The organism is Nostoc sp., from assembly GCF_036916735.1.
Taxonomy (GTDB): domain Bacteria; phylum Cyanobacteriota; class Cyanobacteriia; order Cyanobacteriales; family Nostocaceae; genus Nostoc.
In genome coordinates, this window is sequence record NZ_JBALFV010000059.1 from 1 (window position 1) to 16,858 (window position 16,858).

A 16,858-nucleotide genomic window follows, 5' to 3' on the forward strand; every position below is an offset into this window, starting at 1 on the left:
TGTGCAGGCGGTGGAAATTTGTTGCGAGACATCAACTAGATTAATCGGAAGTTCAACTATGCCCCTAGTCGGGTCTACATCAGGTGTAGTGATTTGCACATTACCGCTCAACTCGCGAGTTGGCCCTGTGGCAGTGATATCGCTTGTGTTTGGGGAAGGTGCATCCCGGAACTGAATACCAAAGATACCCTTAGTAATAATTTTGACATTCCCGCCACGAAAGTCATCAGAGTCGGCAGTAATATCGCTATTTTCAAAGGCGGCAAGAATATCGGCATCAATATTAATGTTGCCACCGATAACATTTTCTCCTTTGGCATCAGTTCTGATATTACTATTACGACCTATTATTAAATCTCGTGAGTTAATGTTAATTGTCGCCTGTTCTCTATTCGGGTCAACAAGGGAGCTGCGTGTAGTGGCGCTCAGTAAAGCATCGTTATTTAAACGGATAGAGCGAGTATTTAATGTCATGTTGCCTGCAGTTCCTGTTCCGAGACTCTGCACGGTTACTGCTGCAGAGTCTCGCACTAGCAAGGTATTAGTTCTTAGGATTATATCACCCGCATTCCCTGTTGAGTTTAGCTGTCCAGAAGCAAACAAGCCACTAGGAAACTGACCAACAGCGCTTGTACCAATCAATTCCACATCTTGGGCATCAACAGTCAAACTACCCCCCTTGCCTGGACCGAAAGTGCTAGTAAGTACCTTTGCCCCATCTCGCACTAGCAAGGTATTGGTTGTTAGCATTATATCACCCGCATCCCCTGTTGAGTTTCGGTCTGCAGAAGCAAACAAAGCACTTGGAAACCGACCATCAGGGCTTGTACCAATCAATTGCACATCTTGGGCATCAACAGTCAAACTACCCCCCTTGCCCGCACCGAAAGTAGCAGTACCTACCTGTGAGCCATCTCGCACTAACAAGGTATTGGTTTTGACTTTAATATTACCCGCATCCCCTGTTAAGTTTCGCTGTGCGTTAGCAAACAAGGCACTACCATGCAGATCATCAGCGCTTCTACCAATGATTTGAACATCTTGGGCATCAACAGTCAAACTACCCCCCTTGCCCTTACTGAAAGTGTTAACACTTACCAATGCCCCATCTCGCACTAGCAAGGTATTAGTTCTTAGCGTTATATCACCCGCATCCCCTGTTGAGTTTAGCTGTCCAGAAGCAAACAAGCCACTAGGAAACTGACCATCAGGGCTTGTACCAATCAGTTGCACATTTTGGGCATCAACAGTCAAACTACCCCCCTTGCCCGCACCAGCAATGCTAGAACTTACCACTGACCCATCTCGCACTAGCAAGGTATTGGTTCTTAGCGTTATATCACCCGCATTACCTGTTGAGTTTGGCAGTGCGTTAGCAGACAAGGCACCGTCAATGATTTGCACATCTTGGGCATCAACAGTCAAACTACCCCCCTTGCCCGTACCGAAAGTGCTAGCACTTATCAGTGCTCCACCCTCAAGCCGTAAGGTGCTAGCACTGATATTGACATCGCCTCCCTGTCCTCTTGCTTCTGGTTGCACGTCATTGAAAATTTGACTATTGTTAAGGTTTATTGCTCTAGTGATATGAACCGAAATATTTCCTGCCTGACTATTATCAGAACCCAGTCTACTGTCTATGCCTGCAACCAGGACACTCTCTGCTGTCATCTCTAAATTCCGGGCATTAACTACGATACTTCCACCATCGCCAGCAATCACATTTACAATAGCACCATTGTTAAGGAAAACATCGCTTTTTTCTACACTATCGGGAAAACTCAAACTTAGATTATTACCATCCCCATTCAACTCAACTGTTCCCGCACCAGCTAACCCACCTAAGGAGACTCGTCCACCAAAAGCATTCAACCCTCCACCATCCATGCTCACATTGCCGCCTACTAGCAGCAAATTTCGACCATCTGGGACACGTAGACCAAGTGCATCCTCATCACCAGGAGTAGATCCTGCTGGTGCAGTCGAACTATTTTGAATCGGTGCAGCTGCAATTTGATTAAATAATAAGGCATTTGGATTTACTGTTAACAAGGGTGAAGGTGCTTCTGGATTTGAGGCGCTGAAAAATCCCAAATTGCCAAACCCAATGGCATTGGCTGTTGTGGCGACAAAGGAACCGCCGATATTCAAACTAGCATTTTTACCAAAAATAATCCCATTAGGATTGAGCAGGAATAAGTTTGCTTTACCGTTAGCACGAATTAAGCCATCTATATTAGAAATTGACTTACCTGTTACTCGTGTCAGGATGTTCTGAATATCCAGTGAATTATTGAACAAAGCAGTACTGTTATTGGGAACAGAGAACTCCTCAAAGCTGTGGAACAGATTACCTCCTCTGATGGTTCCACCCTCAATAATCCTGGTATTGCCCTCTAATTTCACATTGGAATTATTTGGCAGAGTGCTGTCTGGGGTGATTTGAGCAACTGAGATATTTGCATATAAGGTAACTGCACCGACAATAGCAACTTCTAGACCTTGTAACCAGTTTGGCGCAGTTTTAAAAGACATTGCACTCTCCTATAAAAAAGGAAGTTTAGGTTGGAAGCTTCAATCTTGAGTAGAAGTGTCAGGATAATAAACTGATGCACAACAGAGCATATTAGCAAATTGACACTGCTGAATCAAGTGAATAAACTAGAGCAAACGCACCGCGCATCTAAGTATAAGAATCCTTTCATAGCAAGGGTTTGAGCGTTTGATAATTGAGGCAATTTTTTCAGCAATATCCTTAAACAACAAGGATTTCACAAATTACGTGCGTTTGTGCTGGTGAATAAAATCCTGTCACTACTACCAATTGAGAATCAGAAGGCAAAGCTAAAAACCTCTGATTACCAGCTGTGAATAAACGAAAATACTGCTACCAATTAACTATTATAAGGAAGAAAACAAGTTTACCTTCAGTTCAAACCCCAATCTAAAACTCAGGGGAAAAACAATGTCTAACATCAGTAACCACGGAGTAGATATGAACAACAAGCAAATCAAAGACTTCTACAGCATCGAATTGGTGCAAGACCTTGACCATGAAGCCGCTGCCACTATTAGTGGTGGTGTCTTAGACCTTTCCCAGTTGAACGATGGTAAAGGAGCGCGGCTAGATGATATTAAAGTCGCAACAAGCAGTTTAGGCGAATTTAACAAAACAGCATCTTGGTACGAGGTGACGGGTAATAAAGATTGGATTGCCTACACTGGTGAGAAATTCACAGGTGAATCAAGGCGCCTGAAAGCAGGTACAAAAGGTAACTTCGCCGGTACTTTTAACAACAAGATCAAGTCTGTCAAACTTGCATAATCCTCTGGTCTATTTCATACCGTATACTTGAATCCTTCAAAACCTAAAAGAGAAAAGAATGCTCTGACATAAGCTTTTAGCTGAGTAACATTCTTCTCTTTTAGTTCGTAGGAGCGAGGTCGTAATGCTCCTACTTTTTCATTCATATCAAGATAGCACAAATAAACGTAAACGATGTTATCAGTACCAGCCGCAGTTATCAGAAGGCAAAGCTAAAAAACCTCTGATTCCCAACCGTGAATAAACGAAAATACTGCTACCAATTAATAATCAGAAGCAAGAAAACAAGCTTACCTTCAGTTCAAACCCCTGTCTAAAACTTAGGGGAAAAACAATGTCTAACATCAATAACCACCAAGTTGATATGAACAACAAGCAAATCAAAGACTTCTACAGCATCGAAGCTGTGCAAGACCTTGACCATGAAGCTGCTGCCACTATTAGTGGTGGTGATAATACCTTAAGCTTTTCCGACAAGAAGGATGGTAAAGGAGCGCGGCTAAATAATCTTAGAGGCAATTTTAGGAGTTTAGGCACCAGATTTAACAATAGAGCATCTTGGTACAAGGTGAAAGGTAAAAGAGATTGGATTGTCTACACTGGTATAAATTTCACAGGTAAAATAAGGCGTCTGAAAGCAGGTACACATGGTAACTTGACTGGTCCTTTTGACAACGACATCGCGTCTGCTATGCTCGTGCCTGATCCTATTTAACAACGACATCGCGTCTGTCAAACCTGCATAATCAGCTCTGGTCTATTTCATACCGTGTACTCGAATCCTTCAAAACCTCAAAGAGAAAAGAATGCTCTGACATAAGCTTTTAGCTGAGTAACATTCTTCTGTTGTAGTTTGTAGGGGCGAGGTCGTAATGCTCATAACATCTGTGATAATTTAAGAAAAAGTACATTTTTTCAATCAGCTAAAATACTTAAAAAAATTAAATAAAAATGATAATCGTAGCAGTGAATAAACCCAACTACTACTACTACCAATTAAGAATCAGAAGCAAAGCTAAAAACCTCTGATTCCCAGCCGTGAATAAACGAAAATACTGCTACCAATTAACAATCAGAAGGAAGAAAACAAGCTTACCTTCAGTTCAAACCCCAATCTAAAACTCAGGAGAAAAACAATGTCTAACATCAATAACCACCAAGTAGATATGAACAACAAGCACAAAGACTTTTACAGCATCGATGTACAAGACCTTGACCATGAAGCCACTTACCTTTGTAAGGAGAAAAGCGTTATGAATTTTTCAAAAAAATTTTTTAACTCAAATACACGTTTAATAGGTTTGGGGTTTCTAGTTCTGACATTTACTGCATTACCTGCTTTAGCTGGTGATAATTGTAGTAAAGAAGACCGAGTACCGTTGCCAGGATGTGTGACAGCAGCATATATTGAACATGGAGTTATTCTAACTAATAGCTGTAACCATGTAGTTACTGTAAAAGTTGATATAGCTGACGGTTACGATAAAAGGGTAAATGTTGGTGCTAACGGAGGACAAAGAACAGTCCCAATTAACGGTAGGTATAAGTTGGCTTGCTGTCCAAGATATCATCGCTGTGAATAATAAAGCTGAGTTGCAAAAATAATTTGAGAACAGAGCTTTTCTATCAACCAGCTCTCTTTATGCAACAACTTCGACACTATCGGGATGAGAATCTACTAAGACTTATGTACTGTACAAATTGATCATTATGTGTGTTAACGGGACTTAAATATTTTCGAGGGATAAACAAGCCTAAAACCCATGCTTTGGAAGCGCTCTCTTGATTTGAATGCTTCAATGAAACTGATTATCTAACACCAACAAACATGAAAAAAATATGAAATGCAAAATGACTGTAATTATCGCGGGTACGCTTGGTACTATGCTAGTTTTTACAGGGTTTATCTTATCTGCATCAGCACGCAACTTACCGCGCTTTAGAGACGATCAAAAACCAAACCACGTACTTTTTTCACCTATATACCCAAACTCGATCATTTTCAATCTTGCAGATCATAGAGATGATCCCTTACATGAGGAGAGGGGAGGTCCAATGCGGAACTCGTTTTCAAGAGATTTAAACAACCGTCAGCGAGCAGGGGTGACAGATGTAATTGGAGAGCTGAACTATAACAATCTAGGAGGTACTCCACGAAGTAATATTGTACCCCCTGTGGAAGGCATGAGAATTGACCGCCAACGTGAAACTAACCAAGAGCATAATATTCAAGTGCAGGTAAACAATGTGCAGGGTCATAGTACTGTTGCAGCAGTCCTGATCCCAAACAGGTACCTTAACAATAGTATAAACGATCAGGGTCGGGCACAGGTCGCAAGACAAGTTCGAGCTGCGTTAGTAAATAGTTTTTTAGATTATCTACACGGTAATCCCAGAATTCATCGAGTTGAAGGTCATCTCTCAAATTAGATTCCTGCTTCAGCTATTACGCCTCAGTTGGGACGTAGATATCGGTAAATATTGTCTAACATCAGTAACCACGGAGTCGATATGAAAAATAAGCAAATCAAAGACCTCTATAGCATCGATGTGCAAGACCTTTCCCATGAAGCTGCTGCCACTGTTAGTGGTGGTATCATAGTACCACCACCACCAATACCACCTAGTCATTTAGATTTTTCCGACTTGAAGGATGGTAAAGGAGCGCAGCTAAATGATATCGCAAACGCACGACGCAGTTTAGGCAAATTTAACAATAAAGCATCTTGGTACAAGGTGACGGGTCCAATAGATTGGATTGTCTACACTGGTGAGAATTTCACAGGTAAATCAAGGCGTCTGAAAGCAAATTCATCAGGTAACTTCACCGGTCCATTTAACAACGACATCGCGTCTGTCAAACGTGCATCATAATCAGCTCTAGTCTATTTCATACCGTGTACTCGAATCCTTCAAAACCTCAAAGAGAAAAGAATGCTCTGACATAAGCTTTTAACTGAGTAACATTCTTCTCTTGCAGTTCGTAGGGGCAAGGTCGTTTTCGCTCCTACTTTTTCATTCATATCAAAATAACACAAATAAACGTAAACAATGTTAATAGTTATCAGTTATCAGTTATCAGGTAGGAAACGGACTCATCCATCCCTTGTTCACTGCGGCTGGTATTAATTTTTTAAACAATGAAATACCACAGTATATTACAACACAGTGAAGAAGATTGTGGTGCAGCAAGCCTAGCTACGATCGCCAAATCCTACGGACGCTCCTTTGCCCTCAATCGCGTGCGAGAAGCAGTGGGCACGGGAACGCGAGGAACTACACTGTTAGGTTTAAGGCGGGGAGCAGAAACTTTAGGATTCCATGCCCGTCAAGTTCAAGCTACCCCAGAAGTGCTTGAGAAATTAAATGAAGTCCCAATGCCTGCGATCATTCACTGGAAAGGCTACCACTGGGTAGTATTATACGGGAAAAAGGGGAAAAAATATGTCATCTCTGACCCTGGCGTCGGCATCTTATACCTCACCTCCCAGGAGTTAATCGCGGGTTGGGGTGATGGTGTGATGCTGCTGCTGATGCCAGACGATAGCCGCTTCTATGAGCAACCAGAAGATAAAATTGGTGGTTTTGGGCGCTTTATTGCCCGCGTTATACCCTATCGCAATCTTTTGGTTCAAGCGATCGCCATCAACTTCGCGATCGGGCTGTTGTCTCTGGCTTCTCCTTTAATGATGCAACTCCTCACCGATGATGTGCTAGTGCGGGGAGATACCCAACTGCTAACAACAGTGGCAATTGGCGTCATTGCCATGAACCTAATTCAAAGTGCCATTGGTTTGGTACAATCCCACCTAATTGGTCATTTTGGTCAACGGTTGCAATACGGGCTAATTCTAGAATATGGCCGAAAACTGTTGCGCTTACCCCTATCATATTTTGAAGCACGTCGCAGTGGGGAAGTCGTTAGCCGGATTGCTGATGTTCATACCATTAATAATTTAGTTTCTCAAATTGTCCTTGGTTTACCCAGTCAATTTTTTGTGGCTCTGGTTTCCTTGGGTTTCATGCTTTTCTATAGTTGGCAACTGACTCTCGCTTCCGTTGCAGCTTTTGTTATTGTCACTCTTGTCAACCTGCTTTTTCTTCCCGCCTTGCGTCGGAAAACCCGCAGCCTCATCGTTAAAGGTACGGAAAATCAAGGCTTTTTAGTTGAAACCTTTCGTGGAGTTCAAGTCCTGAAAACCACCCAAGCGACTCCGCAAGCTTGGCAAGAATATCAGACAAATTTTGGTCGTCTTGCTAACTTAGACTGGACTACTATGAAGTTGGAGCTTTACAGCGGCACAGCCACTAGTATTCTTTCCAAATTGACGAGTATTGGCATACTCTGGTTAGGTTCTAGCTTAGTGATTAATCAGACATTATCCATCGGTCAACTGCTGGCGTACAGCGGTATGAGTGGTAGCTTTCTTGAATTTTTAGAGTCAGCAGTCGGGCTAATTGATGAATTTATCACTGCTCAAATTGTCGTTCAACGCTTGACAGAAGTGATAGATTCTACCCCAGAAGATGAAAATGACTTTAAAAAACCTTGGGCAGAAATTCCTGGCAATGCAGATATTAGTTGTTCTCAAGTTAACTTTCATCATCCTGGTAGAACTGACCTGTTAGAAAACTTTTCTTTAACTATCCCTGGTGGTAAAGTAATAGCCTTAATCGGTCAATCTGGCTGTGGTAAAAGCTCTTTTGGCAAATTAATTACTGGTTTATATCACATTCAATCTGGTAATATCCGTTATGGTTTATATAACCAGCAAGATTTATCTTTAGAATGTTTGCGGCAGCAAGTTGTATTAGTTCCCCAAGAACCTCATTTTTGGAGTCGTTCGATTGTGGAAAATTTTCACTTCAGTTATCCCAACATTAGTTTTGAGGAGATAGTCCTTGCTTGTCAAATTGCTGGTGCAGATGAATTTATTAGCAAACTACCTGATAAATATCAAACTGTTTTAGGCGAATTTGGTGCAAATATTTCTGGCGGGCAAAGGCAGAGATTAGCTATAGCTAGAGCAATTGTGACTGACCCACCTGTATTAATTTTAGATGAATCTACAGGCGCTCTTGACCCGGTAAGTGAAACCCAAGTTTTGGATAGATTATTTAATCACCGTCAAGGTAAAACTACAATTATGATTAGCCACCGTCCTCAAGTTATCAAACGGGCTGATTGGATTGTGTTGCTTGAAGATGGGCAATTAAAAATTCAAGGTACTCCAGAAGAATTACGTCATATCACTGGAGAGCATTTAAGCTTTATTGATGAGATTTATCCTTTTAATAATGGTAATGGGTTGAAATCTAAATCTTCTTTGCTTTTTCGGAATTAGTTAATGTTTCTGAGACATTTTAGAGATGTTTATAACTTATGATTAGTAAGTATCAAACAAATTTTTTACCCTTGGTTAAAGATAACGAGTTTCTCCCACCAATTAGTCGTTGGACTACATTTGGCGGAGTATTTATCGTATTTGCCTTGGCGTTAGCTGTTCCTGTGGCTGCGGTTGCTAAATATAAAGCTACTGTGATTGGGCAAGCGGTTATCCGTCCTGCGGGTGAATTGCCAATTGTACAGGCGGCGACAGAAGGACAGGTAATGCAGATTTACGTCAAAGAAAATCAAACTCTGCAAAAAGGAGATATAATTGCCACTATTGATGACTCTCGATTGCAAACCAAAAAAAACCAGCTACAAACTAATATTCAACAAGCTAGGTTACAACTAATTCAAACCGTTCCCCAAATTAATGCAATCGATAGTCAAATTCGAGCCGAAAGCGATCGCACCAATCGGACTATCGCCTCTGCTAAAGCTGAATTGCAAGGACGCGATCGCGATTATCAAGACAAAAAAATTACCAGTATCACTGAACTTCAAGAAGCATCAGCCAATGTCAAAATGGCTGAAGAAGAATTATATGCAGGGCAAGCACAGTTACAATCAGCATTAGCTAATCTGCACGCAACTGAGGCGGCTTTAGGAGCAGCGACATCAAAGCAAAACCGATATGAAAGTGTTGCTAGACAAGGAGCATTATCTAGCGACCAACTAGAAGAAGTACAGCTGGCTGTGAAACAGCAAGAACAAGCTGTACAAGCGCAAAAAGCCACTTATAAAGCCCAAGAAAAAACAAATGAACGGCTAAAACAAGCTGTTAATGGGGCTATTGCCAAACGCGATCGCGCTCAAGCAGCTCTCAACCCAAGCAATGCAGAGGTAGCAATGGCGACTGAACGCATTGCTCAAGAAAAAGCCTCTGGGGAAGTAAATAAAGCATCGTTAGAAAGAGAACTTCAAGCACTTATAAAACAGAAAATTGAAAATGAAACTATGTAAGTTGGCACAATAAAGCCAAACTATGTAAATAAAAATTAACTAGACTAAAACCCTCTTCCCTCCTGCCTCCTGCCCCCTGCCCCCTGCCTCGTATCAACAATAAGTTTTTCCACCCACCTGCTTATGACATTGTAAATCAAGAGGTCATTTGATGAAAACATTCAATTTCAGAACAAAGTTCTTTGCTCTAATAATGATCGGTGTTTTGGTAGTCAATCTGCTCTTATTAGTACCACAAAAAGCTTTCACCCAGACAAGTAAACCCAATATCCTTTTCGTCCTAGTGGATGACATGGACGCTGACACAATTAACAGAAATCCAAAGAAGTATGCACCAAACATTAAGTCGCTTTTGCTGGACAAGGGAGCAACATTTTCTAACTTTTTTGTCAACGTGTCTCTATGCTGCCCATCGCGCACGAATATTTTGCGCGGTCAATATGCACACAATACAGGGGTCTTGACCAATTCATCACCTGATGGAGGTTTCCAGAAAGCTTATAGCCAGGGCTTAGAAAAACAGACGATCGCCACTTCGTTACAGGCAAATGGTTATCAAACAGCGTTGATTGGCAAGTACCTCAACGGCTACCCGGACACAGCCCCTAATGATACATACATCCCGCCTGGTTGGACAGAGTGGTATAGCCCGATGGAAAAAGGTAAGAAGAAAAACGACCAAAAGAAATATGGCAATCCTTACAATCAGAAAAACTATACAGTGAACAAGAATGGCAAGCTGGTCAAGTACGGTAACAAGCCTAAAGACTACGGTACAGATGTTTATAGGGACTTTGCCATTGATTTCATCCAACGTTCTGCCAAAAACGGCAAACCATTTTTCGTTTATCTGGCTCCTTTCAACATTCACGGACCATATACGCCAGCACCACGCCATGAGAAACTCTTCCCAGATGTTAAAGCGCCCCGCCCAGACAATTTTAACGAAGCTGATGTTAGTACTAAGCCTCAATTTATCCAAGAGTTGCATCAACTCAATCAAACAGAAATTGACGATGTTGATGAAAATTATCGAAAGCGCTTGCGATCGCTACAGTCGGTTGACGAGGCAATTGATAAGTTGGTTGATACGCTCAAGGCGAATGGGCAACTTGACAATACTTACATCATTTTCACCTCCGATAACGGTTACAAACAGGGTATTCACCGGGCAAGTACAGGCAAACAAAGTGCCTACGAGGAAGATATTCGCTTGAATCTGGTAGTGCGTGGACCGGGAATTCCAGCAGGCAAGGAACTGCAAGAGCAAGTGGGTAATATCGACTTTTTCCCAACCTTTACTGATATGGCTGGAGTTAAACCACCCGCTTTTGTTGACGGACGCTCGTTCTTACCTTTGTTAAAGGGTACGACACCAAATCTCCCTAAGTGGCGCTCTGCATTTTTGATAGAACACAAACAAAATCAGAAGCGACGTGCTGCACTTGAGAATCAGACAAAGCTTCTCCAGGATCAATCAGAGCTTGAGGATCAGTTAGAGCTTGAGGATCTGTCAGAGCTTCAATCGCTCAAAAAAGGAGGCCAAGTACCGAAGATCCCTACTTACCAAGCGATCCGCACACAAGATTATACCTATGTTGAGTATATAACTGGGGCGAAGGAACTGTACAACATCAAAAAAGACCCATATCAGTTGAACAATCTGGCTTCTACAGCTAATCCAACTCTACTCAAACAGCTTGCTAACCGACTAAGTAAACTGCGTACTTGTCAAGCTGATTCCTGTCGGGCAATTGAGGAGGAGCCGTTCACTTCCTAAGAAGGTTCTGCCAGTATACTATTGTCCAGATAAAGTTTTGCTTATAGGACTTACGCAACTGGCACATTTTTTCTCAACTGGCATATCAGCAGCTTTTTTGTTTGATGCTTATCTAATAAGCCATACAAGTTTAAATCCATGTTTTTGCCTATGTGACACTTGCGTAAGTCTTGGCTTATTGAGATTCGTTTTGCAGTTTGTGTTGGTATGCGATCGCTAATTTAATTATGTCTCCAAATCTACTGTCAAATCAAGTTAACGAAGGGAAACTTAGATGTTAAATTTTCTAAAAGTTCTAAAAGGGGTTGTAAGTTACTTTTCGTCAAAAGTCCAAACTTCTAAAAAATTTAGGAAGAGACTCCTACTGCCTTTTTGTTCACTTATTGTTTGCTATTTTGTTCTTGTCGGGGTTTCTGGCAAAACCTTTGCGATCGATTTTCCGGCAGGCCGAATTTTAAATAACAATGACGCACGACATACATGTCCCGCAGTTTGTAGGAATCATAATTACCACTGGCATGGTCAGTGGAAGACACGCCCTAATGACCAATCAGTTTGTGGATGTGGTTGGGATTTAGACAAGAAGGGGGCAGTATTTAATCATCTTAACGATGCAGAACAGCGTAAATTTGACACATTTCAGAATGCAATTAATAACAGGGGGCTATCTGCGAAAGACGCAGCGCATGAAATTGGGGATTCAGATTACAAGAAACTGCAAGGAAATCAATATCAAATTCGCTTAAGTCGAAATAACCGGGTTACATTTTTGGTCGAAGACGATACGCATATAGTTAAAATCTTAATAGTCGGCGGTCATACATAGTTGTAGTGACCTGCAATAAGCTAAAAAACATCTAACTTGCATAATCGAGTTAAGTATAACTTTTGTGGGGTGGGCATCCTGCCCGCCCAGTATATGCAATTTAAATGTGGAGCAGCTTATTAATCGCTCAAACCTGCAATCAAGGTATTTTCAACGAAGAGGCAGGGGAAATGACTCCTGACTCCTGCTGTGAAGCTCCCGCGGAACATGGGTCTGAGTCCCCCACTTCTATTAAACTTCTATTAAGTGGTTTTCGTTCAGGTGGGGTCGTGTCAATGCGTAAGTTCTAACTCCGTTTAATGAGTCTCCCAACAACGACCCAAAACTGATAAATGACAAAAAGATGGTATGAATAAATTCGTGTACTGATCAGCGGACGTTTGAGAATGAAAATTCGTAATGCTTTCACTAAGTTAACGATTTGTGTACTGTTGGTAATGATTTTAAACATAGTGAATATGCACAAAGCCTCAGCCCAACCCATAACCGATTGTCGCAAATTGGCAACAGGTACCTATCTCACGACACACTCTGGTGACTTCGGTTCGTTTCGTGGGATTATAACATTCACCCAAGATGGCAACTTTGTTGCTAACGATTCAATCCAAAGTGGTGTTCCCTCTATCCAACCCTATGGTAATGTACAAGGTAATTGGAAGTGTACCTCGGATAGAGAAATTACTGCCACCTCACTCAACTTCAATTACCCCACAGCTACATTACCCGGATCTATTACTAGAGGCGATTTTCGTGCGACATTTGATCTCAAAAATGGAATAGTGCAAGCGACAGCGACACTTCGCTTTTACGATCTAAACGCGAATCCACTTAATGATGATGCTCCGGTAGTCGGGACGTTCACTTTCACGGGGCAGCGTGTTAAAGCTGGACAATAATACACTACACTACTTGTACAGTCCGGTATTTGTTACTGAGATAGGAGACAATCGCGCTGTTGCGATCACTGTCTTTCTTAACTGACATCTTACACCTAGGTGAAAAACCGGGCTTCTTGAGAATGAATAATGGTCAAACACTATATTTTAGGTTGATAAACTCGGTTTTTTTAGTCTTATTGAGAATCGGGCCAGATCTGAGTTAATCCAATTACCGGGAAAATAGGCAATTCAGTATATAAAAGGGTTTCAGCCGCTTACCCAACTTTAGGCGATCGTCGTGACACCATCACGAATCATCAAAAAAAGCCCCTCTAGAATCGCCTGGAAGGGCTTTGTTATTCCTTGGAAGTCCCTTACTCAACTAATGATTATAAAGTAGTGGAAAGTTGGCGGCGACTTTGAATAAATATAATTACGACACCGCTTGCAACCACGGCAAAGGCAGAAGGAATAAATGGCAACCATAGCCCTTGTTTTAAAAGAGCGATCGCACAAACTCCATATAATATAACAACCATCACAAAGATGGTATATCTCTTATGTGAGAGCGATCGCACCCGCCAAATAATCAGACTCGCAACTACAGACCAGCCCCATATCCAGAGAATATCGCCCCAGTAAGGCAAAACCCAAAGAATTGGACGTTGGTCTAAAACTGCACTCAAAATTTGGCTAACCATTTGCGCTTGTATAAATACCCCTTGTATTTCTTGGTAATCTTGCTGTGCAGTACTGTAGGGAGTTGACCAAGTATCGCTGACTGTATTAGCTGTCACTCCAATAATAACTATTTTATCTTTCAGTGATTTACGAGCAAATTTATCACTCAGTACATCATTAAAGGAAACTCTCTGATAATCTGTATTACGGTAATTGATAAGTATTTGATTTCCACCTAAATCAACTCCTTGTTGATAAGCACCACTACGACCAAATTTTAAGCGTTTAAATACTTTAGAGCCAAACTGTATATAATCTTCATTAAATTTAGGTTTAATATTTTCATAAGATAAGTAACGAGCAACTAATTGCAACGAGAACGAATAAGGCGTTGTACAAGTAGAAGAAGGTTCTTGTGCCATCATCAAAATTTGGCGACGGACAATACCATCTGAGTCTTGAATTGCATCAGTAAAACCCTGACGTCCTACAGGTACATCTTTTGGAGGTTTAACACCTTGGGGATCATATTTACTATCGCGGCTTTTGCAGACAACAATAACATTATCTTTGTTAAGTTCAGTCGGAAGTTGTATTAGATTTGATTTGTGTGGGGGGTCAGCCAAGTCTCTATAAATATCCAGTCCAACAACTCGCGGTTGATACTTTTGTAATTTGTTGAGCAATTTAGCTAACGTATTATCCGAAATGGATTTCATTCCTTTGGTCATCTCTTGTCGTGATTGAATATCTTTTTCAGTCATTTCTACAATTATCAACCTTGGATCTGGGTCTTCCTGAGGTCGCAACCGTAGCATTTGATCAAAACTTTGCAGCTCAATTTTCTCAAATATTCCCAAGTATCTTAAACCTAGCGTTGAAATAGCCACAATAAAAGTACTAAGTAGTACAGTCCAAAGTTTGAATTTTGGTCTTGCAATTTTACCTTTTGTCGAAACTTCACTTACAAATTTAGTATCAGCAAAATTACCACACAGTTCTTGCCACGTAGTAGGAACAGTTGTGGGATTTTGATAGATAACTGGCAACCAACTGGCACAAGGAAATTTATTTTCCAGTCCTTGAAGTCTTTCTCGCGCTTCTCGCACAGCTAAGTAAAATTGGTTACTACCTGCAAAGGTAGTAAGAAAGTTTTTGAAAAATTCCTGTGCTATTAAATCTGGCACTCCTTCCCGCATTACAATCATTTGGGGAATGTTTAAATCAGCTAAATTTCGCCCTAAACCAATTCCGTCACAAGAATTGAAAATTGCTAGTTTTAAACCGTGTCTAATTGCTGCCTTAAGTCCATTTTTCAACTGCGAAATTGTTAAACTTTCTGTTTGATTGATGCAAATTTCCCCAATTTCTCCATCAGCAAGACTAGTGCTATGTCCGGCAAAAAATAGAATATCCCAATCATGATTCCATAGGTACTCGTCAAGTATTTGCCGTGTTGGTTCTATAAGAAAGGTAGTTTGGGCATCTGTTAAATTTTGTAACAAAGAAGCGTCTTTATCAATATCAATACCAACTCTATTGCCTAGAAGTGCCAAAATTTGAATTTTACCTGTAGGAGATTTTTGTAATGGCTGAGGAGATTCATACTCATGATTGCTTAAAGCTAATTCCGCTTTCGGGTAATCTTCAAAAAAATGCCATAGATGCCAAGGCAGACGATGCAGTAGAACTATATTTGTTTCAATAATCACTCTAATTTCATCATTACGACTAAGTAGAGTTCGTAACTGCCGTTCAATATTCTGAAATGATTCAAATTTTAACCAAGCATTAATATTTGCTTGTAGCTGTTGACATACTTCATTGAAGTCATTGACAGAAATATTGGTTATGTCTTGCGAATGTACTTTTATACGGTGATTACTACCCAGGCGTTGATGAACTGCTGCGTAGAGTAACTGCCATCTACGGTAGAGTTCGCTTAGTTCTGGTGCTGGCGGTAGACTCCCTGTTAATTTCACGGGTACAAATTGGTTATGACACCAAAGTTGAGCCGTGACAACAGGAAATCCTTTATTTAAATCTCCTCCCAAGAAGCTGAAGACAACTAGCTTACTCATAAGTTAGGTAGACTTTGCCATTCGTGATTAACTTAATAATTAATCAACAGGGAGCATTCTATTTATGCAAAAATTTCAAAGGTTAGCGTAGCATAAGAACTACATGTAGTATATTTATTTTTACCACCTTGTACTAGCGATCGCTTCTTTCTCATTATGACTTAGGCAAAAAACCTCTCTAACTTTTATTCCTCTGTGTTCTCTGCGTTCTCTGTAGTTTGATTTTGCGTGACCTGTGCGTAAGTCCTACTCATCTGGGTATAGAGCAGTAAGAATCAAAACTTAGTACTAAGATGATAAAGCCGTAAAAGAGAAAATTGCCGCAGTAATTGATTAAACTTCATAGAAAAACACCTTTGGGAAATTGACAGATTTTTAAACTGTTATTATTAACCTATCCATGTTTTAAAATATAAGGTCTAATCAAAAATCTATCTTAAGATTAAAGATGACTTCAGTGTTAATCTCGCCATAGGCGTAGTCTACTTTCACTTACTAGGAGGATGCCAGTTTCAAATTATCTTTGACCCGTACAGCACTAATAGTTTGTTTTTAAACGATGCCACTTTTACACATTTATTGATAATGAGTTGCTCTTATTGACAAGATGCATTCGCCTTGCAGTGGCATTCATTCAATGTTCCTTCCATACTACAATTACATTGTGCCTATCTTAATGGTCAACTCGCTATTTGAGATTTTTGTATAAGTAGGATGCTCCCAATCAACACCAATTTGACACTGTTGGTTCCTAATAACTAAATTATGAAATTTTCTGTTATTTGATAATTATTCAGATTAATCTGGATGCTGAAACATTCTCCCACTTCCCCATCAAAAAGTTTTAACTGCACATAACTATCTTGAATTCTTCCTTGTACTTCTTGAAGTATTTCCCCTTGAACTGAAAATAAAACTAGCTTGATATTAGCAGG

13 protein-coding genes are annotated in these 16,858 nt (G+C 40.7%); 10 read left to right on the top strand and 3 right to left on the bottom strand.

Annotation, left to right across the window (positions count from 1 at the left end; genetic code table 11):
* On the bottom strand, window positions 1-2,535 hold a 2,535-nt coding region (locus tag V7L20_RS14750), incomplete at its 3' end, for a two-partner secretion domain-containing protein (RefSeq protein ID WP_334744802.1).
* A 430-nt stretch (window positions 2,536-2,965) separates the two neighbouring features.
* On the opposite strand from V7L20_RS14750, the gene V7L20_RS14755 reads away from it, so the two are divergent.
* The 10 genes from V7L20_RS14755 (at window position 2,966) to V7L20_RS14800 (ending at window position 13,179) form a co-directional block, all read left to right on the top strand.
* Entirely contained in the window at window positions 2,966-3,325 is a 360-nt protein-coding gene (locus V7L20_RS14755; protein WP_334744803.1) for a hypothetical protein, read from the top strand.
* Window positions 3,326-3,659: 334 nt separating this feature from the next.
* On the top strand, window positions 3,660-4,040 hold the full coding sequence (locus tag V7L20_RS14760; protein WP_334744804.1) for a hypothetical protein: 381 nt from the start codon (window positions 3,660-3,662) through the stop codon (window positions 4,038-4,040).
* Between the two features lie 538 nt (window positions 4,041-4,578).
* Window positions 4,579-4,908 carry a hypothetical protein gene (locus V7L20_RS14765; protein WP_334744805.1) on the top strand — a complete coding sequence of 110 codons (330 nt, stop codon included), beginning with the start codon at window positions 4,579-4,581 and terminating at the stop codon, window positions 4,906-4,908.
* Window positions 4,909-5,380: 472 nt separating this feature from the next.
* Entirely contained in the window at window positions 5,381-5,755 is a 375-nt protein-coding gene (locus V7L20_RS14770; protein WP_334744806.1) for a hypothetical protein, read from the top strand.
* An 81-nt stretch (window positions 5,756-5,836) separates the two neighbouring features.
* Window positions 5,837-6,199, top strand: a complete 363-nt coding sequence (locus tag V7L20_RS14775; protein ID WP_334744807.1) for a hypothetical protein — start codon at window positions 5,837-5,839, stop codon at window positions 6,197-6,199.
* Window positions 6,200-6,465: 266 nt separating this feature from the next.
* Entirely contained in the window at window positions 6,466-8,670 is a 2,205-nt protein-coding gene (locus tag V7L20_RS14780) for a peptidase domain-containing ABC transporter (RefSeq protein WP_334744808.1), read from the top strand.
* A 38-nt stretch (window positions 8,671-8,708) separates the two neighbouring features.
* Window positions 8,709-9,677 carry a biotin/lipoyl-binding protein gene (locus V7L20_RS14785; protein WP_334744809.1) on the top strand — a complete coding sequence of 323 codons (969 nt, stop codon included), beginning with the start codon at window positions 8,709-8,711 and terminating at the stop codon, window positions 9,675-9,677.
* 151 nt (window positions 9,678-9,828) lie between these two features.
* Entirely contained in the window at window positions 9,829-11,457 is a 1,629-nt protein-coding gene (locus V7L20_RS14790) for a sulfatase family protein (protein ID WP_334744810.1), read from the top strand.
* Between the two features lie 274 nt (window positions 11,458-11,731).
* Window positions 11,732-12,283, top strand: a complete 552-nt coding sequence (locus V7L20_RS14795) for a mannan-binding lectin (RefSeq protein WP_334744811.1) — start codon at window positions 11,732-11,734, stop codon at window positions 12,281-12,283.
* Window positions 12,284-12,669: 386 nt separating this feature from the next.
* Window positions 12,670-13,179: a hypothetical protein gene (locus tag V7L20_RS14800; protein WP_334744812.1), complete on the top strand. Its 510-nt coding sequence runs from the start codon at window positions 12,670-12,672 to the stop codon at window positions 13,177-13,179.
* Between the two features lie 371 nt (window positions 13,180-13,550).
* Here V7L20_RS14800 and V7L20_RS14805 read toward each other — a convergent pair whose 3' ends face one another.
* Together V7L20_RS14805 and V7L20_RS14810 are read right to left on the bottom strand one after the other, a co-directional pair.
* Window positions 13,551-15,923, bottom strand: coding sequence for a CHASE2 domain-containing protein (locus V7L20_RS14805; protein ID WP_334744813.1), 2,373 nt, complete (start codon window positions 15,921-15,923; stop codon window positions 13,551-13,553).
* 758 nt (window positions 15,924-16,681) lie between these two features.
* Window positions 16,682-16,849 carry a DUF1822 family protein gene (locus V7L20_RS14810; protein WP_334744814.1) on the bottom strand — a complete coding sequence of 56 codons (168 nt, stop codon included), beginning with the start codon at window positions 16,847-16,849 and terminating at the stop codon, window positions 16,682-16,684.
* Window positions 16,850-16,858: the final 9 nt, after the last annotated feature.